14 protein-coding genes are annotated in these 18,988 nt (G+C 68.4%); 10 read left to right on the top strand and 4 right to left on the bottom strand.

Features of this window, described 5'->3' with window-relative positions:
• The first annotated feature begins 105 nt into the window (after nucleotides 1-105).
• Complete coding sequence (locus GA0115234_RS00585) at nucleotides 106-606, top strand: hypothetical protein (RefSeq protein ID WP_093538838.1); 501 nt, start codon at nucleotides 106-108, stop codon at nucleotides 604-606.
• Between the two features lie 587 nt (nucleotides 607-1,193).
• Here the strand turns inward: GA0115234_RS00585 and gap are convergent.
• Both gap and GA0115234_RS00570 read right to left on the bottom strand, forming a co-directional pair.
• Nucleotides 1,194-2,192 (bottom strand): type I glyceraldehyde-3-phosphate dehydrogenase, encoded by a 999-nt coding sequence (gene gap / locus GA0115234_RS00575; protein ID WP_093538837.1) that lies wholly within the window; start codon nucleotides 2,190-2,192, stop codon nucleotides 1,194-1,196.
• Nucleotides 2,193-2,299: 107 nt separating this feature from the next.
• Nucleotides 2,300-3,256, bottom strand: a complete 957-nt coding sequence (locus GA0115234_RS00570) for a GlxA family transcriptional regulator (RefSeq protein WP_093538863.1) — start codon at nucleotides 3,254-3,256, stop codon at nucleotides 2,300-2,302.
• Between the two features lie 1,101 nt (nucleotides 3,257-4,357).
• Between GA0115234_RS00570 and GA0115234_RS00565 the strand changes: the two genes are divergently transcribed.
• The 8 genes from GA0115234_RS00565 to GA0115234_RS00530 all read left to right on the top strand — a co-directional run bounded on the left by GA0115234_RS00565 (nucleotide 4,358) and on the right by GA0115234_RS00530 (nucleotide 16,087).
• A complete protein-coding gene (locus GA0115234_RS00565; RefSeq protein WP_093538836.1) occupies nucleotides 4,358-5,353 on the top strand; it encodes a ParA family protein in 996 nt (331 codons plus the stop codon).
• A 778-nt stretch (nucleotides 5,354-6,131) separates the two neighbouring features.
• On the top strand, nucleotides 6,132-6,476 hold the full coding sequence (locus GA0115234_RS00560; RefSeq protein WP_161275518.1) for a hypothetical protein: 345 nt from the start codon (nucleotides 6,132-6,134) through the stop codon (nucleotides 6,474-6,476).
• Nucleotides 6,477-6,944: 468 nt separating this feature from the next.
• Nucleotides 6,945-7,709, top strand: a complete 765-nt coding sequence (locus GA0115234_RS00555; protein WP_093538834.1) for a hypothetical protein — start codon at nucleotides 6,945-6,947, stop codon at nucleotides 7,707-7,709.
• A gap of 519 nt (nucleotides 7,710-8,228) precedes the next feature.
• Entirely contained in the window at nucleotides 8,229-10,679 is a 2,451-nt protein-coding gene (locus GA0115234_RS00550; protein ID WP_093538833.1) for a hypothetical protein, read from the top strand.
• Between the two features lie 625 nt (nucleotides 10,680-11,304).
• Nucleotides 11,305-12,420, top strand: coding sequence for a bifunctional DNA primase/polymerase (locus GA0115234_RS00545; RefSeq protein ID WP_093538832.1), 1,116 nt, complete (start codon nucleotides 11,305-11,307; stop codon nucleotides 12,418-12,420).
• Between the two features lie 110 nt (nucleotides 12,421-12,530).
• Entirely contained in the window at nucleotides 12,531-13,970 is a 1,440-nt protein-coding gene (locus GA0115234_RS00540; RefSeq protein WP_093538862.1) for a DNA primase family protein, read from the top strand.
• Nucleotides 13,967-14,356 (top strand): DUF6009 family protein, encoded by a 390-nt coding sequence (locus GA0115234_RS00535; RefSeq protein WP_093538831.1) that lies wholly within the window; start codon nucleotides 13,967-13,969, stop codon nucleotides 14,354-14,356. Before GA0115234_RS00540 ends, GA0115234_RS00535 begins: the two co-directional genes overlap by 4 nt.
• Nucleotides 14,357-14,530: 174 nt before the next feature.
• Nucleotides 14,531-16,087 (top strand): FAD-dependent monooxygenase, encoded by a 1,557-nt coding sequence (locus tag GA0115234_RS00530; protein WP_093538830.1) that lies wholly within the window; start codon nucleotides 14,531-14,533, stop codon nucleotides 16,085-16,087.
• 26 nt (nucleotides 16,088-16,113) lie between these two features.
• Here the strand turns inward: GA0115234_RS00530 and GA0115234_RS00525 are convergent, their stop codons facing one another.
• Complete coding sequence (locus GA0115234_RS00525; RefSeq protein WP_093538829.1) at nucleotides 16,114-16,785, bottom strand: ScbR family autoregulator-binding transcription factor; 672 nt, start codon at nucleotides 16,783-16,785, stop codon at nucleotides 16,114-16,116.
• A gap of 128 nt (nucleotides 16,786-16,913) precedes the next feature.
• Here GA0115234_RS00525 and GA0115234_RS00520 point away from each other — a divergent pair, with 128 nt between their 5' ends.
• The gene (locus tag GA0115234_RS00520; RefSeq protein ID WP_093538828.1) at nucleotides 16,914-17,753 is read left to right on the top strand and encodes an NAD(P)H-binding protein; all 840 of its coding nucleotides are present in this window, start codon (nucleotides 16,914-16,916) and stop codon (nucleotides 17,751-17,753) included.
• Nucleotides 17,754-17,843: 90 nt separating this feature from the next.
• On the opposite strand, the gene GA0115234_RS00515 is transcribed toward GA0115234_RS00520, so the two are convergent.
• Complete coding sequence (locus GA0115234_RS00515) at nucleotides 17,844-18,818, bottom strand: ScbA/BarX family gamma-butyrolactone biosynthesis protein (RefSeq protein WP_237540954.1); 975 nt, start codon at nucleotides 18,816-18,818, stop codon at nucleotides 17,844-17,846.
• Nucleotides 18,819-18,988: the final 170 nt, after the last annotated feature.

Here is an 18,988-nt window from a genome sequence, read left to right as displayed (position 1 = left end):
CCGCCGGAGGGGGACCCGGTTGCGCAGACCCGCCCCGCACGGAGGAGGATGCGGGGCGGGAGCGGATTTGAATGCGTTCAGAAATGAAGGATCCGGGGCAGACGCGTGAGGGACAGGTTCGGCGCGGTGCTGACGGCATCGATGTCGATGCTGTTCGTGGAGGCAGTGATCGGGACGATCGCGCTCTTCGTGTGGGGGCAGACCCAGGAGAGCCCGGTGCTTCCCTACAACGGAATGGGGATCTTCCTCCTGATCGTGGCGGTGCCGCTTGTGGCCGCGGTCGGAGCTGTCTCCTGCGCCCTGCTGACGGTCGGCGTCGTGATGCCGCTCCTGGCCGTGGCCGGATGGCTCGGCCGCAGGCTCTCGGGGCGCGCGACCCGCGTCGAGACGTTCGACTTCGACTCCGCGGTACACAAGTGCACCGGCACCGGAACCTGGAGGTACGGCCAGGGTGCCGGACCGTGGTCCCAGGAAGTGGACGTGTCCATCGACGACTGCTCCATGGACACCTGGCACGTGTTCGGGACCCCCGAGCATCCGAAGCTCTTCGTCTACGTCGGCGACCCCGACTCCTGGGACCTCTACCTCCTGCAACCCCGCGGCTAGGCCGCAGGCCCCGACACCGCCCCGCTGCAACGCCGGCCTGGCCGGCTGTTCCTTGCCGTGAACGGTGCGAGGCACGTCTGCTGCTCGTGCTGCTGCTCCCTGGCCGGATGCAGCACGGGCCGCTCGCCGGCACAGCTCAGCATGTGCACGAATCAGGCAACTGCTCGTGCAGCGTGCCGACTCGGACGGTCTGGGCGCCGCAGGTCACAGCCCCACCCGCAGACCAGGTCATTTGAGACGGGACACGAGGCGTGCGCAGCGAGACCGGCGCGTCTGCCCACTGTTCCTGCCTGCCGAGATGGTGCAGGGTTGTTGTCATGCTTGCCGATCACCAAGAGTACGAAGTGGTCATCACGGCCGTGGCTCCGGTGGGAAGTGCCGTCCACGCGGACGGATACGAAGGTTTCATCGACCAGATCAAACACCCCTCATGGTGGTCGGACACTCCCCCCGCCGCGGTCGGCGACCGGATACATGCGGTGGTACTGGACGCCACCAGGACCCCGCCACGGTTCAGCGCCCTTCCGAGCGACATACAGACGGCCCGAAGCCTGCGCCGTACCGAACCGCTGGTACCCCTCTGCCCGTCAGCTGGTGGCGAGGAGTTCGAGCGTATCGATCACGCGGTTCGAGAAGCCCCACTCGTTGTCGTACCAGGCGACCACCTTGATGTGGCGTCCGTCGACGCGGGTGAGGGCCGAGTCGAAGATCGACGAGGCCGGATTGCCCGTGATGTCGGATGACACGAGCGGGTCGTCCGAGTACTCGAGTACGCCCGCGAGCGGCCCCAGCGCCGCAGCGCGGTACGCCGCGAGCACGTCCTCGCGCGTGACATCGCGAGCGACAGTCGTATTGAGCTCGACGATCGATCCCACCGGAACCGGCACGCGGATCGAGTCGCCCGACAGCTTGCCGTCGAGGTTCGGCAGTACGAGGCCGATCGCCTTGGCGGCGCCTGTCGTGGTCGGCACGATGTTGACAGCGGCCGCGCGGGCCCGGCGGGCGTCGCGGTGCGGACCGTCCTGAAGGTTCTGCTCCTGTGTGTAGGCGTGCACCGTCGTCATGAAGCCGTGCTCGATGCCTGCGAGGTCGTCGAGCACCGCGGCCAGCGGCGCAAGCGCGTTGGTCGTGCAGGAGGCGTTCGAGACGATCGTGTGAGCGGCCGGGTCGTACGCGTCGGTGTTGACCCCGAACGCGAGGGTGACATCGGCGCCGTCCGCCGGCGCGCTGATGAGTACCCTCTTCGCGCCCGCGTCGATGTGAGCGCGGGCGGCCGTGGCCGACGTGAAGCGACCGGTCGCCTCGAGCACGATGTCGACACCGAGCCCGGCCCACGGCAGCTGTGCCGGTTCGCGCTCGGCGAGCACAGTGATGCGACGGCCGTCGACAGTGAGGGCGTTCCCGTCGACAGTAACCGGGCGACCGAGCCGGCCCGCCGTCGTGTCATAGGCGAGCAGCCGCGCGAGGGTGGCGGGCTCCGTGAGGTCGTTGACGGCGACGATCTCCAGGTCGCTGTCGCGTTCGAGCAGCGCGCGCAGCACATTGCGTCCGATGCGGCCGAATCCATTGATGGCGATGCGAGTCATGAGTGGTGTCCCTTCGGGTTCGCCATCAGGTTCTCGCGCAGCATCCGCTGGTGACAGCGGCGTGATTGCCACGGTCCGAAAGGATCACGCCACGTGGTGGTGACGGGCTACTGCCCCTGGGTGAAGGTGCGCCGGTACTCGCTCGGCGTGGTGTCGAGGATGCGCTGGAAGTGCAGCCGCAGATTTGCACCAGTGCCGAGACCGACATCGGCGGCGATCTGCTCGATGCTTCGCTGCGAACGTTCGAGCAGCTCACGGGCCACGTCGATGCGGGCTCGCATGACCCACTGCATCGGCGTGTACCCCGTGTCTTCGACGAAGCGCCGCGAGAACGTGCGCGGCGACACCGCCGCATGCCGCGCGAGCACTTCAAGAGTGAGGGGCTCGCCGAGCCGGTGCAGCGCCCACTCGCGGGTGGCGGCGAACCGCTCCCCGAGCGGCTCGGGCACACTGCGCGGCACGTACTGCGCCTGGCCGCCGCTGCGGTAGGGGGCCGCCACCAGGCGCCGCGCCGCGTGGTTCGACGCGGACACCCCCAGATCGCCGCGCAGGATGTGCAGGCACAGGTCGATACCCGACGCCGCGCCGGCCGACGTCAGTACGCTGCCCTCGTCCACGAACAGAACGTTCGCGTCGACCTGGACAAGTGGACGCTTTGCCGCGAGTGCCTGCGTGTAATGCCAGTGCGTCGTGGCGCGCTTGCCGTCGAGCAGGCCCGTGGCAGCGAGCGCGAAGGCGCCCGTGGAGATGGCGGCGAGCCGCGCACCCCGATGGTGGGCGGCGATCAGCGCATCGACGACGGCCTGCGGCGGATCGTCGCGGTCCGGGTGCCGATAGCCGGGAACGAAGACGATGTCGGCCCACTCAAGTGCCTCGATGCCATGGGCGACGTAGTACGACAGGCCGTCGCCGCCGGCCACGGGACCGGGCGCCGCGCCGCACACCCGCACCTCGTAAGGCATGCTCGCGCGAGTCGTGAACACCTGCGCAGGAATACCGACATCGAGAGGCTTCGCACCGTCGAGGACGAGAACGGCGACGCGAAACAGAGGTGAGGCTGGCACGGGGAAGAGGGTACGTGGGGGACGGGCCGCCTCGCCGAGGGCGCACTGAAGGCCCACTTCCATGGAGCGCGTCCACGCGCATTCGTACAGTCCACGATGCACCTTGCGTACCCATCAGCCACGTGTGCTCGCAGGTCCCTCCTCATGGATGGATTGCTGTGCAGTCGCGCCTATCGCAGGTTGCGCCTGTTCACCTTGGCGCTCGTACACCCATGGAACAACTCACTTATCGCTGGACGGTCGTTCCCAACGACTGACTCACCTTCCCTCTCCCGTACGTACATCTCCAAGGACGCGCTCCCGTTCTCACCCTCCGGCCTGTCCATGCGTGTAGGTTTCTTTGTAGGTACGTCAGTAGCTTGGTCGGTAGCTATGTGTGTAGGTGTGTAGGCATGTTGATAGGTAAGCAGGTATGCGTTCATGCATCTCTGTAGGCATCCTGGCGTGTATGTCTACAAAGACGCATACGCTCATCTTCCTCGCATCGCGTCTCGGTCTTCGTGCGTGCTCACACGCACACACACTCGTCTCAACGCCTCTGCTTCTGCCTGCGCGATGCTCTCCACGTCATTCCGTGTCGTTGTATCCGAGTTACGACGTATTCGAGTGACGACGGACCCTCGTCGCGGCTCTCGCATCCTGCCGCCCATTCCCCTTGCGGTCGATGTTGTCACCCTCCTCGGTTTCCACGCGCCAAAGCCCCGTACTTCACGCGAAAGCTCCTGCCCCCGCGTCCCATCAGGCGCGTACTCCCATGACGTTCCGCATGTTCATCCCTGGCACGAACGTCCTACCGCTGCTCCGTCGAGCCGTCGCTCCATCCATGACGTACTCGTGCGACACACCTGAACCTCGCCTCACTCACGCTTTTCCCCTACGCCTTGGTGCTATCGTGCCTGCGTGTCACGACGCGACACGCAGGCACGGCGGCAGGAACACGATGCACTCTGGAGATGCCCGAATTTCTCAGCAAAGTCCTTATGCCGTGCACCCATTGGCCTCAACTACCGCCCCCATACCGCTAGCCCACGTGATGCGACGCGACAGTGACGCCCAGGACGTGGTCCCTTACCCCCTCGCCCAGTTCGGGAGGCACCCGCGATGACCAGCACGTTTGAGAGCGCCACCGATGTCGTCGGTGGCACAGAGAGTCCCGCACCGACGGTGATCGCGATCGCTACGCAGAAGGGCGGAGTCGGCAAGACCACCACGACGGTCAACCTCGGCGCCCGGCTGGCGATGGCCGGCTACAACGTCCTCATCGTCGACCTTGAGCCGCAGGCCCAGGCCGGCACGGCCCTGGGTGTCACGCTCGGCGGCCAGGAGGACGAGCAGGCGGCCGAGGCCGAGCTGCGGAGGTCCCTCGGGTACATCCTGCAGATGGCCCTGCAGAGTTTCCCCCGGGCTCACCTCCAGGAGGCCATGTTCGACCGCACCGATGAAGTCCTGGAGGGCTTCGACGGACACGGTCGCCTCTGCCTGCTGGCCTCGGAGGAGGCCTCCATGTCGGCCGCTCAGAACGCGTTCGTCACCAAGCCCTACAAGCAGACGGCCACGCTCCGCCATCTGCTCCTGGCCGAAGCCCGGGGCTTCGACTTCGTTCTCATCGACACCCCTCCGGCCGTCTCCCACCTCAACGCGGTCGCCCTGGCGGCGGCCGACTACGTGGTGACGATCTGCATTCCGGAGTACCAGTCCATCAAGGGCGCGCTCGTACTCAGCGCCGCGACGCACGCCGTCGAGACCAACACCGGGGGGGAGTGCAAGCCGCAGCTCCTCGGCGCGCTCCTGAACCGCTCCAACCCGGAATCGAAGTGGACCAACCAGGACGTCGACATCCGGAACGGGATGGTCGGCGACGGGATCAGCGCTGAACCGGGCCGGGGCCTGTTCCCCTTCTTCACCGACGTGCGCAAGGACACCCGCATCTCGGAGTCCTACATCTACGGCAAGCCCGCCGTGGTCCGGTTCCCGAACCACGCATGCGGCAAGCAGTACACGGCCGTGGTGGAAGAGATCCTGGACCGCATCGACCTGCCTCGCGAGAAGTGGACGATCGCCGACCCGATCCTGCTTGAGGAGAGCGCAGATGCCTGAGCCCCAGGGTCCAGAGACGGACGGCCCGGCCAAGAAGACCGTCAAGAAGCCGGTCAAGAAGGCCGCCAAGAGGGCGGCTCTCAGGCCCAGGCCCCCTGGCTCCATCCTCAACAACCCTGCCCTCGCCGGCGCCCAGACCGTCGTCGCGAGGTCGGTGCTCGGGCAGGGAGGATCGGGTACCGAGGCTCCCGCCCCCTTCCCTCAGGCGTCGACCGAGGTTTCACCGGTCCTGCCGCCGCGTCCGCAGACGCCGAACGTGGTACCGGCACCGAGCCGGTCGGCCGAAGGGCAGGACCGCAAGGAGCCCGCGGCGGGGGAGACGTACCCGTCGACTCCTCGCACCGAGTCGACTCCCCGCACCGAGGTGCCCGCGCCTCCCGCCGATCGCCCGGGCGGCGGTTCGGAGCCGGAGCCCGGGGCGACGACTCCGGAGGACGCGGATGTCGCGGTTGTCGCGGTTGTCGCAGGAATCTCCGAGGCCGACCCCGAGCCCCCGGAGGCAGCCGACGTTCCTCCGCCGAGCCACAAGCACACGGAACCACGGTCCAGCGCTGCTGCCTCGACGCCCGACGAACCCGCCCCTGAACATCCCGTCGCGGCCGAGAGCAGCACGCACACGGCTGGTGCACGAAAGAAGCGTGCCGCTTCGCCCCGCGGGGGAGCGAAGCTCGGCCCCGCCCACGAAGCCATTTTCAGATCCTGGCGAAACAGCCGCGTGGACCTCAAAATGGGCAGACAGTCCTGGCAGACACATGCGTTCAGGTTCGCGCCGGATCTCGTGGCAGTCCTGAGCCGACGAGTCGCCCAGGACTCCACGTCGGCGGGGAAGGCACTCACGGCCGCTCAGTACGTCGATGCCGCGATGACCCTCTACCTTCCCCGGACCATTCCGAGTCAGCTGGAGCTGGCGGAGGAGTTCCTGCTCTCGCGCGACTCCGACGTCGGCACGGGCAAGCAGGCGAGTCACCGAGTGAGCGCCGAGGTGTACGCGATCGCCTCGCCGCTGGCGAACGAACTGCGGATCGCCGGTCACCCCAGGCTCGCGGTCCATGTCTACTCGGGCGTACTCGACCGATTCCTGCGGGACCTCGAAGAGGAAGGCCCGCTGGGCCCCACGACGTAGTCGCGGCCACGGCCGCAGGACATGGCGAAGCGCCAACCCCCGCCGGGGGTTGGCGCTTCGCCATGTCCTGCACCTGTTCCGGCCGTCCGCAGCCCTGCCGAGACTTGATCTATAGGTTTCTCGGTAGGCAGATCAGTAGGCATGTCAGTAGGTGAATCTGTAGGCACATCAGTAGCTAGTCCGATAGGTACGTAGTCATGTCTGTAGTGATCGCCGTAGGCATGTGCATAGGCATGTAGATAGTCATTGACGCGTCCTCGTATGTACGTATCTTCACGTCGTTGCCTGCGTCATCTATTTGACGCGACGTGACACGAAGTTAGGCTAGTTGAAGCGGACAAATATCGTTGAATCCCGAGATGGTGGGGGAGCGGTGGCGAAAAATGTGCCACGACGTGACATGGAAAATCGGTCCGGATACGCTACGGTGATCGACAGTCACAAGCACACTCACGCGCTGGAGACGTCATGTCCGCCTACGTGCAGCCCGCTGCTCTCGCGAATAGCGCCAAGCTCAACCGTTCCTGGGTCACCAAGGCCGCAGCACTTGGCCTGGTCAATCCCAGCACGCTCGACGGCGAAGATCTGATCGTCGTACGCGTGTTCGCCTTCGTGGATCAACTCGTGTGGCCGGGGAAGAGCAGGTCCAGGAGCGAGGCGCGTGTGATGGAACCGTGGCAGTCGCTGGCGGTCAACGCCGCACGCGCAGCCGCACGGGATCCGGCCACGCGGCTGGACTCGATCCTCTGGGTGGCGCCGGACGGGGTGGAGGTCACCCATGAGCCAGGAGCGCACTCGGCCTTCGTGCTCGGTCGCCCACGCTCGATGTTCGTGGCAGTGCCCCTCGGCGAGTGGATCGCCGAACTCCCGCCGAACCTTGAGACCCTCTTCCACTGGCCGCGCCAGATCATGGAATCGTCAGTCGCCGTGGACGACTCCACCACGGTCTTCCTGCGGGCCTTCAGCACCGTTCCGAGACTCGTCACGGTGTTCGCGTCCACCGTCGCTCCGCTGCAAGAAGCCGCGTACGCGAAGGTCGTCAAGCATGTCGCCGCCCAGCACCCGGGGTTGACCATCCGTCTCATCGAGTGGCTCAGCCCGAACACGCGATCCCAGTGGGCCGAACTCTATGAGCTTCCCGGCGGAGGCCTCGTCCGGCGTCCGCTCGACCGCTCGACTCTCCTCGACGAATTCGGGCCTCAGCTCAAGCGCCTCAACCCAGGCACAGCATGAGCCTCGGCCTCAGCCGCACAGCTTCAGAAGACCCACGTACGTAAGCGCGGCAGTGTGGGGTGCCCGGCTCTGCCGGCCCTCAACTGCCCTTTGACCCGACTCCCTTCGTCGGCGCCCCTCCGGCAAGAACGGCGCCGACGAAGAACCTGAGGAAAACAGATCGGCCCGGGATCTGCGGTCCCGGGCCGATGCTCCGCCGAAGAGGTGAGCACGACTCAAACACCTGGCTGAATCGCGTCGCACGCCCGGCTGTCCTGCTGTAGCCCAGCTGCACCGGGTGGCGATGAGCAACTCCCTCAATCCCCTCGACAGGAGCAGATCATAGCTACCCATCCGAGGGCTGGATCAGTCGCGTCCGAAGACGATCAGGCGCGACGCCCCCTGGCCCCTCTCCCACAGGTGCCTTCACGGGCAGGTGCTTCCCGCCGGAATTCACGCGCGGGGGGCGCCTCGGCCCCGTACGCAGCGGATGTCTCGGGTCACGGCCAGGTGAATGAGCCCCTCGCACTGTCCCCTGCGATGCATACGGTGCTGGCATCGGCCGTTCACTCCTTGATCAAGGACCCTCGGTTGACCGGGCGGAGCGATCTCGTCAGATTGGCCGCGGTGGTGCTGCTGGCGAAGGCACCGTCCGGGTCCGCCGTGGTCGACATGTCCTCCCGGGACATGGGCGGCTGGCTGGGCTGTTCGCTCTCCCATGTCGGGCACACCGCGGTTCCCGGGCTGAAGGCGACCGACGCCGTGCTGTGCCGGCCGAATCGGACCGATGAGGGACGGACGGAAGGGCTACGTCTGGAGCTGCTGCCGCTCCGGGAAGCGCGGTCAGCGGCTGACGGCCGACCACTGGCCACGCTGACCAAGCGGGAGTTGGCGACGCTGCTGCGGTTCTGCGAGGCGGTGACGTGCCCAGGGTGGTCGCCTTCCGGCAAGGCGGAGACGCCGGCGGGCTTCATGGCACACCGCCGGGGGAGAGGCGCACCCACGGACCGTTTGGCCATGGTGCTGCTCTCACTGGAGGCCCGTACGGACGGCCGGGTGCGGATGGCACCGGGCCGGGTCCCCCAGGGCTTCCGGCGGGCCGATGCAACGGTTGCCCGCCTGCTCAACTGCCCGATCGACGCTGCGGCGATGGTCGTGGACCGTCTCGTCGCTGCCGGTCACGTGGAGCTGGAAGACACAAGGCGGCCTGGTGGCGAACGGCTACGGGTACCGGCCGTGGCGGCCGCACATGCGCGGGTTCGTCAATCGGCGGCGCTGGAGGCCGTCGTCTCGGACTCACCGGTGGCCGAGGCCGAGACGGCAGACCAAGGACCGTGCTCCCGATGCGCCGAAGCCGAAGCCGAAGCCGAAGCCGAGAACGAAACAGAAACAGAATCCGAAGCGGCGGGGATGGCGCTGTCCGGGGACGGCTGGGCGCAGGAGAGTCTGGAGGATGTGCTCCTGACGGCCGATGCTTGTGCATTCGGGGATCAGACGACCGAACGCCCCGTGAATCCGCAGGTCAGCAGAGCTTCCGAGAAGCAGCTGGACAAGGCCGTTGGTGCAGACCTCCACACAGCCCACGCACCTGTGGTTGCTCTCTCGGGGTTTGCTGCCGGTGATCGTAAAGTCCTTTCCGGCTCTGCCGTCGAGGGTCAGGGCCGTCGGCGGGGACGCGCGTACGCGGGCGAGGATTCCGCCGGGGCCGACTCGCTCTGGCCGCGCACAGGCCGGACGGAGACGGGGGCCGACCCGCTTCGCGGGGACAAGCCGGAGAAGCTCCCGGCCCGATCGACCGGAACCAACGGCGCGCGTCTCCTGCGGACGGCGGCGGTACCGCAGGACCTTGCCGAAGCGCTGGCACCCGTAGCCCACCTGTGGACCGGTCTCACCCGGCTCTCGACGGTCAAGTGGCTCGCCAAGGCCGTACGCGCCGAGCTTCTTCGCCTGAGCGGGATCGTCGGTCCCGAGCTCGCTCTCCGGGCCCTCGCCGCACGGCTGACCCGGCGCCTCGACAGACAGGGACCCCATGCGGTCAGGCAACTCGTCGGCTGGCTGTTGCACCGAGGCCTTCCTCAGCGATCCGGCTGCTGGTCGTTCCTGTGCGACGACGGCCACCGGATGGATACCGGGGACCTCTGCGAAAGCTGTGCCTGCCTGATCGACGACCGCCGGTCGATGCGCCGCTCGATCGCCGCCACCGTCGACGTGGAGCTCGGCACGGCGTCCCCTCGGCTGCGCGTCGCCGAAGTCGAACGGCGGCTGAGGGAGGCTCATCACGCGAAGGCGGCCGCCGGCCAGGCCCTTCGCCGCGAGCGCGACACGCAGAACCAGCCCCAGGACCAAAAGCAGGCCCAGGACCTGCGGCGTGCGGCCGCGCAGAGGCGTCGGCAGGAACTGGCGGCGGCGGAGGCCGCGCACGCGGCGATGGCGTGCCGGGAGTGCGGCCTGCCCGACGCGGCGGGGGAGTGCCCGGTGTGCGCGTTCCGCAAGCGGACGGACGACCTGATCGGCCAGGCCGTGGACCTCGTGGTCGCACTGCGGGTGGACTCGCTGGATCTCCGAGCCGTGGCGGAGATGACGTCACAGGTCGAGCAGGACACCCGGACCGTCATCGCGCACGCGCATGCGCGTGCGCAGACCTCCGACTCCTCCGCCGACCCGGGAGTGCGGGCTCACGAGGTGCAACAGCTGGCCGCGAAGCTGCTGCACCAGCGCCAATGTCAGGCACTTCAGCGATTGGCCGAAAGCGAACCGGCGAGTGCGGCAGCGGATCGGGCGTACCAGGCTGTGTTGGGGAGAACCCACTGGCACGCCACGGCCGGAAAACGGCGGGAAGCCGCCGAGAAGGCTGCGGTGAGTGCGCGTCACCGCGTGGCCCGGGAGTTGCTGAAGGAGTTCCTGGCGGACCTCGCCCTGGCTCGGGCGAACCTGGCCGGTCCACCCAAACGCGTGCCCTGGCGAGAGCGGTTGGCGGAGTTGGCCCGCTGATAGAGCCGATGTGCGGTCGGCGGAGTCCGGCTGGGGTTTCACCCTCCGCGAACCGTCCAAGCCGACGGCCACCCGGCCCGTCATGGACGAATACCAGCCAATGCATCGAGGCGTCCATCGACGGACCAGGTCGCTCCGGTCGCCGCCGCTCTTCCATGACTGCCGTGTGACCTGCGATTCTCCGCGCTTCGGGAGGGCAGAGACCGAGGAACTCCGCCCGTCGGCCGAGTGCGCCAGCGACTGACCGGGCGCTGAGTCGCTTCGGTCGCAAGGGATGAACACACAGGTCAGGCGGGTAGCCGTCGGGGATCAGCGACTGAAGCGACTCAAGGTTCAGATATATGGAGACATTCATGCGCGTGAGCGTGCGTGTGTGCGTCATATACAGAGAGCGTGAGTCGCTTCAGTCGCTGATCTGTGTTGCGCGCGCCTCTGACCTGTTGTTCCGTATCTCTGTAGGCGAGCGACTGAGCGACCGTCCCCCACCGGGCGGTCAGTCGCCGGGTCGGTGGGGCACCTCCTGGATGCGCACATCTGTTCTGCCTCATGTGTCTCTCCTCTCCCACGGGTTTCGCTAATCTGATGTTGGGATTTGAGTCGCTTCAGTCGCTCATGGGGGAAGTGAATGGCAGCTGAGCTGCAGGTTTTGCGCAGCGACCCACAGCAGTTCGCGAGAACTGCACCGGTCGCTGCGCAGCCTCTGACAACTGCCTCGTGGTGTGCGCGCCAGGGGTGGCCGGTTCATCCTCTTGCTCCGGGGCGTAAAACGCCTGTGGGCAATTGCGATGTGTGCCGCGTCCCGGGCCATGCCCGAGGGGGGTGCGACTGTATTCGTGCGGGCCGCTGGTGCCATGGCTTTCATGCGGCCACGCTTGATTTCGACCGGATCCGGCAGTGGTGGGGTTCCCGTCCCGATCTCGGGGTGGGCGTCGCCACCGGACCGGCCGGCCTCGTCGTCATCGATGTCGATGCGCATGCGTGTGAACTCCCCGACCGGGACCGGCTGTTGCCCGGTGTCCGGATTTCTCCGGGGATCGATCTGACCGGGCTGGCCAACGGCTTCCACACACTGGGTGTGCTGGCCGCCCTGCGCGGCGCGGTCAGCCCGGCGGAGGACGAGTCGACGCTGCGGGTCCGCACCCCGTCCGGGGGCCTGCACGTGTGGTACCGCAACGACGGCGGGCACCGCTGGCAGTGCTCCTCGGGGTCGGGCAGTGGCCGTGCCCTCGCCTGGCAGGTCGACGTCCGGGCGCATGGCGGGTACATCGTGGCGCCCGGGACCGTGACCTCTGCGGGGACCTACCGTCGCGTGGGACCCACGCGGATGCCCGCCCCGCTGCCTGTCTGGCTCGCCAAGGAACTGGAGCGCACCGGACACCTCCCGCCCGCCTCCGTGCCGGGCCCCCGCCCCGTGCCGCCCCGAGCCCGGCAGGCGGTCCTCGCAGCGCGGGGCGGAGGAGGCACCACGGGGGACCGGGTGCTGACCGGAGTGCTCGCCGAGGTCGCCGCGTGCGGGGCCGTACCCGAAGGCGCCGCGTTCTCCGAGAAGTTGAACCGGGCCGCGTACACCGCCGGAGGTCTCGTCGCGGCGGGCCACATCACCGAGGCCGAAGCCGTACGGGTGTTGCGGGATGCGGCCGAGCAGGCCCGCCCGGGGCAGCGGAGCCGGTGCCTGGCCATCATCCGGGGCGGGCTGAGCGCGGGGCTGGCACGCCCGCTGTCGCTCGGGGGGCGTGCGTGAGTGTGGACGAGGACAACGCACTCTCCGCCTTCGACGTCGAGGCCGTGGCCGCGCAGATCCTCGCGCATCCCGTCCCGGCACCCCGGCAGAGCGACGAGTTCGCGCGGTACATGGCCGCTTCCGCTCCGGCGGGTCCTGGCGAGGCGACACCGGGGAACGGCGAGGCGACGGCGGCCGGGCTGCTGCCCGACACGCTCACCGACCGCGGCAACGCCAAGTTGTTCGTCAAGCTCTACCGCAACGACTACCGGCACGTTCCCGGAATCGGCTGGTACCGGTGGGACGGCACCCGGTGGCAGATCGACGAGGACGACACCGTGATGTGGTCGGCAGGCGATCTGGCCGAGTCCATCGCCACCACCGATCCACGCGGCGTCTACACCCCCGCCGCATTGCAGCAGCACCGCCGCCGCGCGCTGAGCACCAGCGGGATGAACGCGATGCTGACCCAGGCGAAGTCCGCCCCGGGCATGGTGCTCAACGCGTCGCGGCTGGACGCGGATCCGTACGCGCTGTGCACCCCTGCGGGCGTCGTCGACCTGCGCACCGGCCACATCCGTCCCGCCGAGCCCACGAGGGACTTCCACTCCCGTTCCACCTCGGCCTCGCCGGAGCCGATGCCCACACCGCGCTGGAACCGCTTCCTGACCGACACCTTCGGTGAGGGGACGGACGGTGCGGAGATGATCGACTTCCTCCAACTGCTGCTGGGTTACTCCGTCACCGGGGACGTCGGCGCCCAGGTCATGCCGTTCCTGTTCGGCTCCGGGAAGAACGGCAAGTCCGTCCTGCTGGACGTCCTCATGAAGCTGCTCGGGGACTACGCCGACGCGGCGCCTCCCGGGTTCCTGATGTCACGTCCGTACGAGGGCCACCCCACCGATCTGGCCGAACTGCACGGCCGGCGTGTGATCGTGTGCAGCGAGGTCAAGCCGGGGGACCGTTTCGACGAGGCCCGGGTCAAGCTGCTCACCGGCGGCGACCGGATCAAGGCGCGCCGGATGCGGCAGGACTTCTTCAGCTTCGAGCCGACGCACAAGATGTGGCTGCTCGGCAACCACCGGCCCGAGGTGGGTACGGGCGGCTTCGCGTTCTGGCGGCGGATGCGGCTGATCCCGTTCGAGCGGGTGGTCTCCGACGACCGCAAGATCGACAACCTGGCGGACATCCTCGTCACCCAGGAAGGTCCCGGCATCCTCAACTGGCTGATCGAAGGCGCCCGTCGCTACCTCGGGGGCGACAAGGACCTCTCCGGTCCCGAGCGGGTACGCATCGCGACCACGGCGTACGCCGAGACAGAGGACCATACCGGGCGTTTCGTCCATGAGGCCTGCCGAATCGAGGCCGATCTGCGGGCCGAACAGGCGCAGCTCTACGCGGCCTATAGGGGCTGGTGCCAGAATGAGGGCGTATCAGCGATCTCATCCCGGGCCTTCGCGGCACGTGTCCGCGAGCTGGTGGGACTGGCGTCGCCGAAGGGAATGATCCTTTCCAACCAGCGCAAGTACTACCCGGGCATCGGCCTGCTCGTGGACCAGGAGACAGTATGAGCGCCCTCATCGCAGAGGACGAGATCGTCGACGAGATGGACCTCGTCTGGCTTGAGGACACCAGTCGGCTCGACTATGTCCGCCAGAGCCTGGACAGGTTGCCGACGCGACGGGGAAGACCCGCGTACCACCGTGACGGCCGGATGGTCGGGTACGCCCTGCTGGGGCCGAAGGCCAAGCCGTCCCGGTCCTCCGGCACGTTCAGGCGACGGGTGTTCTGGCTGCTTCCGCACGACCGGGACACCGAGCCGGAGGGGCTGTACGCGAGGGGGGCGCCAGCGGAGGCCGTGGACGTACGGACCCTGGCGCCGGGCAGCAAGGGGCACAAGACCGAGCGCTCGGAAGGCGGACCGATGTCGTCCGCGACGCGGGAGCTCCAGCCGTGACCTCGGTCCCCACCTGCGCCGCCGCCCCGGCCCGAGCACTGGTTCCGCTTCCGGTGCCGGGTCCGTACCTTCCGGTCCGGTAGCCGTCCCGTACCTCTGGGCAGATGGATGGGGAAACAGTCTGTCCGGTATATTTCCATCAGCGGATGGGCCGCAGCCAGGGGAGGCGTCGCTGTGCAGGGGGAACGTCCGATACGGGCGCGGGTAGTGGTGGTCGGTGGAGGCCCGGTCGGCATGCTCATCGCCGCCGAACTGGCCGGGTACGGAGTCGACACCGTGCTCCTGGAATCCCGGGCCGATGTGTCCGAGCAGCCCAAGGCGACCACGCTGCACGCCCGCGCGGTGCAGACCCTGGCCCGCCGGGGCCACCTGCCGGGGCCGGGCTATCCGTACACCGGAGGCGCGGCGGAGAGCCCGTTCCACTTCGCGGGCCTGCCCGGACTCACCATCACGACTCCCGCACGCGAACCCGAACCGATCCTCAAGTGCCCCCAGGCGGAGCTGGAGCGGCACTTCGAGGCGCGGGCGCGGGCCGCCGGGGCACGGATCCTGCGCGAGCACCAGGTGACCGGGGTCGTCCAGGACGACGACGGGGTACGGGTCACGGCCGACGGGCCGCAGGGACCCGTGGTCTGCTCGGCCGAGTACGCGGTGGGCGCGGACGGCGCCCGCAGCACGGTCCGGGACCAGGCGGGCATCGCCTCCGAGACCCACCCGGCGACGGTGTCCGCGCTCATGGGAGCCGTCACGCTCGCCCGGCCGGACGAGCTCCCCAAGGGCTGGCACCGCACCGAGCGCGGCTGGATCGTGGCCAAGCTCGACGCGGAGGGCCGGACACACATCCGCACGCTGAACTGCGACGGCGCCCACCCGAACCGGCAACTGCCGCCCACGCTGGACGAATTGCGTGCGGAGGTGTCCCGGATCGCCGGACGGGACATCGAGATGGACGAGCCGCACTGGCTCAGCAGGTTCAGCGACTTCGCGCGGCTGGCCGGGGCCTTCCGAGCCGGGCGGGTCTTCCTGGTGGGTGACGCGGCGCATGTGCACTTCCCGATCGGCGGGCAGGGCCTCAGCACCGGAGTGCTCGACGCCCTCAACCTGGGCTGGAAGCTGGCGCTCGCGGTGCACGGATCGGCGGACGCGGGGCTGCTCGGCACCTACGACCCGGAGCGCCGCCCCGTCGCCCGGCGTGTCATCGACCAGACCCAGGCCCAACTCGCCCTGATGCGCCCGGGGCCCGAACTGGACGCGCTGCGCAGGGTGTTCACCGGGGTGCTGTCGGCCGACCGTGAGAACGGCTACCTCGGCGGCCTGATCAGCGCCCAGGACACGGTGCTCCCGGACCACGCCGAAGGGGACGGCCGGGGGACGGGAACGTTTCTCCGCAACGCGGTGCTCACCACGGCGACCGGCGAGACCGATGTGATCGGGCTGCTGCGCGACGGCAGGCCGCTGCTCCTGCTCCTCGGCGAGGAGAGCGACGGCCACGAGAAGCGCAGCGGCTACGCGGAAGCGGCGCGGGAATGGGAAGGGAGCCTGCATGTGGTCCGTGCCCGGCCCACTCCCGAGGTTCCGCACGACGCACTGCTGGTGCGACCCGACGGCTACCTGGCCTGGGTGCCGGGGGACGGCCGTGATCTGACGGAGGCGCTGTCGGCATACCTCGTCAAGGGCTTCGTAGGCAAGGGCGTCGGGCCCGAGGGCGGCGCCGCCGTGGGGCAACCTTGACGGTGCCCCACAGCGGCGTCCGGAGCTCAGCCGGTGGCTTCGACGAGGTCCCGCATCTCGGCCGCCTTCACGGCCTCGGCGTAGACCGTGGCCCCACGGCTCTCGGAGAGGTCGAGCGAGGCGAGGATGGACGGGACCACCGCGCTGGGCAGCACATGACGCATCAGGGCGGAGACCCGCTTGACGAGGTCGCGGTACTCGCAGACGGCCTGCGACATGGACTGGATGCCGGCGAACGATCCCACGATGACGTCGGCCGTCTCGGACGGCGTGATGTGGGGCAGCAACTCGCCCTGGGCATGCGCCTGCTGGAGCAGTTCGTGACCGACCTCGCCCCAGCGCAGGAAGGGACCGCTGCGGTCGAGGCTCTGCGCCAGCTGGTCCATAGTCAGCCGTACACCGGCGCGCACCATCGGGTCGGTCTGCAGCTGGTGGGCCTGAAGCATCACGACGTCCACGATCTCCTGGATCTTGGAGGCGCGGTGCGGAACGATGATCCGCTGGTCCTGCTCCGCGAGGACGCCCTGAGCCAGGTCTTCCTTTGAATGGAAGTGGAAGTACAGGGCCCCCTTGGTGACTCCCGCTTCGGAGAGTATCTGGGAGATCGTGGCCGCTTGGTACCCGTGCTCCTCGAAGATCTTGGCTGCCGCCGAAAGGATCGTCTGACGGGTACGGATGGCTCGTAGCTGCTCAGCCACTCTGCCTCCTCCCTCCTCGGGATGGTCGAACGTCGGGAGGCCGGTAAAGAAACCGTCCAGTTCGTATCTTACAGGCCGCTTCCTCGCCCCTACCGGCCGGGGAAATGTCGGACGAGAGAAGGAAGTTCATGATTCTTGTCACCGGTGCCACCGGGACCATCGGGCGGGAAGTGGTCCGCGGACTCCCGGCCGACCTGGCCGTTCGTATCATGGCCAGGGATCCGGCGCGGGTCCGGGGGGCGGGTCCGGCGGCCGAGATCGTGGCCGGGGATTTCACGGATCCGGCCTCGCTGGCGGGTGTTCTGCAGGGGATTCGCACCGTTTTCCTGGTGACCAACCCCGATGGGGACGACGACTCGGGCTTCCTCCGGAGTGCCCGGTCGGCGGGGGTGCGGCATGTGGTGAAACTGTCCGCGGCCGCGGTCGCGGACAGCCGGGCCGAGGACCTGATCACCCGGTGGCAGCGCCGCAACGAGGACCTGCTGCGGGAATCCGGCATGCAGTGGACTCTGCTGCGTCCGCGCGCGTTCATGTCCAACACGCTCTCCTGGGCGCGCTCCATCCGCTCGGACGACGTGGTGCGGGCCCTGTACGGGACCTCGGCCAACGCCTGCGTCAATCCGCGTGACGTGGCGGAGGTCGCGGTACGCGCCCTCACCGATGACGGCCATGCGGGCAGGATCCACACGCTGACCGGGCCGGAGGCGATCACCGCGGTCCAGCAGACGGCCCTGCTCGCCGAACTGCTGCGCCGCCCGCTCCGTTTCGAGGAACTGGAGCCGGCGCAGGCCCGTGCCGCACTGGGCGCGCGCTATCCCGCGAACATCGTCGAGGCACTGCTGGAGAGCGCGGAGCGCGGCCGTGAGGGCTCCAAGGCGGAGGTGGACGGCACGGTTGCCGCTCTGCTCGGCAGGCCTGCCGGAACCTTCCGCGGATGGGCGAGCGATCACCTGGGCGCCTTCGGGTGAGTGCCTTCCGGCACCGGTGTGGGCCGGGGTGCGGCGGCTGCCCGGTGGGGGCAGCCGCCGCCCGTCAGGGGTAAGCCGGTGTTCGGCATGTCAGCCGCCGTTCGTCAGCGGCGGCATGCCGTGCGACCCGGCCGTCACCGTGGCGCCGAAGACGGGCTCACCGTCCTGATGGGCGGTCACCAGGACGCTCTGCTCGTCCCCGGTGCCCGTGCCGGGCAGCAGGGACGCCTCGATCACGCACGGGGTGTCCAGCTCGACGTACCGCTTGAACTCGTTGGCGACGCCGAGCGGGAGGTAGGAGGACCGGCCGAGGGCCGCTGCCGTGGCCTGACGGGCGGCTTCGATCAGTACCATGCCCGGCACGTGGTCGACCGCGTGCTCGAACAGCACGGGGTGGCGTGTGTCCACCCGCAGCTGCCAGCGGTTCGGTTCGTTCGTGGGGGAGAGCACGACGTCCATGGGTGACATGCGCCCGACGCTCTGCGGGGCCGCCGGGCTGATCAGCGGCAGCTGGTACCGGTTGCCGCCGGGCAGGTGCTCGCCGCGCACCCGGCGGTAGACCGCCGGGGCCATGCAGGAGTAGGAGCCGCCCCCGGTCGCGACGACGTTCCCGTCGCGGTGGAAGACGGCCTCGAAGCGCAGTCCCGAAAGGTTTCTGCCACGCCGGTTGATCTCCGTGCATTCGACATCGATGCTGAGCGCGGCGGGCTCGTACCCCATCCGCAGGTGCTCCGGGCATACGGTGATGTCGAGGTCCCAGACGAGGAACTGGTGGCCGAAGGGCACCCCGAACTCCGCGTGTCCCAGCAGGATGCCGATCTGACGGATGGTCTCGCAGCCCATGAGCGGATCGTGGTAGCCGTCCGCGACCGGGACGAAGAAGCTGTGGCCGCGTGGCCATTGGGCGGATATGACGAAATGGGTGTCGTCCACCCGCTCCCAGTCGGTGAGCAGGACCTCCGCGACGGCGGAGCGGTGTACGAGCTCCTTGGGCACGGTGGTGGTCAGAGTGGTGGGGTAGAACCCACCGGGTTTGATCGTGGAGGCTCTGGTGCCTCTTGTCATTTCTCTGTCGAACACTGGTGGTTCGACCTGAAACGTGCGCGCAGACATTGGCTCCCCTGGGCTGGCGCGAGAGATGTGTTCAGGAATGGGCTATTCCTGGGCCCGAAAATACATACCAACCGGTTTAATTTCTAGTGCCTCTGGATCCTTGTCGCCCCAAAACGGCGGAG

It is taken from the genome of Streptomyces sp. DvalAA-43, from assembly GCF_900091725.1.
Classification (GTDB): domain Bacteria; phylum Actinomycetota; class Actinomycetes; order Streptomycetales; family Streptomycetaceae; genus Streptomyces; species Streptomyces pulveraceus.
The sequence above is the reverse complement of the archived record's forward strand: the minus strand, read 5'-3'. Positions and strand labels throughout refer to the sequence as shown.

Bases quoted from the DNA above. Each gene is read 5' to 3' on its own strand.
- gap (WP_093538837.1), bottom strand. From the start codon at position 2,192: ATGACTCGCATCGCCATCAATGGATTCGGCCGCATCGGACGCAATGTG.
- GA0115234_RS00555 (WP_093538834.1), top strand. From the start codon at position 6,945: ATGTCCGCCTACGTGCAGCCCGCTGCTCTCGCGAATAGCGCCAAGCTC.
- GA0115234_RS00565 (WP_093538836.1), top strand. From the start codon at position 4,358: ATGACCAGCACGTTTGAGAGCGCCACCGATGTCGTCGGTGGCACAGAG.
- GA0115234_RS00545 (WP_093538832.1), top strand. From the start codon at position 11,305: ATGGCAGCTGAGCTGCAGGTTTTGCGCAGCGACCCACAGCAGTTCGCG.
- GA0115234_RS00515 (WP_237540954.1), bottom strand. From the start codon at position 18,818: ATGACAAGAGGCACCAGAGCCTCCACGATCAAACCCGGTGGGTTCTAC.
- GA0115234_RS00550 (WP_093538833.1), top strand. From the start codon at position 8,229: ATGCATACGGTGCTGGCATCGGCCGTTCACTCCTTGATCAAGGACCCT.
- GA0115234_RS00535 (WP_093538831.1), top strand. From the start codon at position 13,967: ATGAGCGCCCTCATCGCAGAGGACGAGATCGTCGACGAGATGGACCTC.
- GA0115234_RS00540 (WP_093538862.1), top strand. From the start codon at position 12,531: ATGGCCGCTTCCGCTCCGGCGGGTCCTGGCGAGGCGACACCGGGGAAC.
- GA0115234_RS00520 (WP_093538828.1), top strand. From the start codon at position 16,914: ATGATTCTTGTCACCGGTGCCACCGGGACCATCGGGCGGGAAGTGGTC.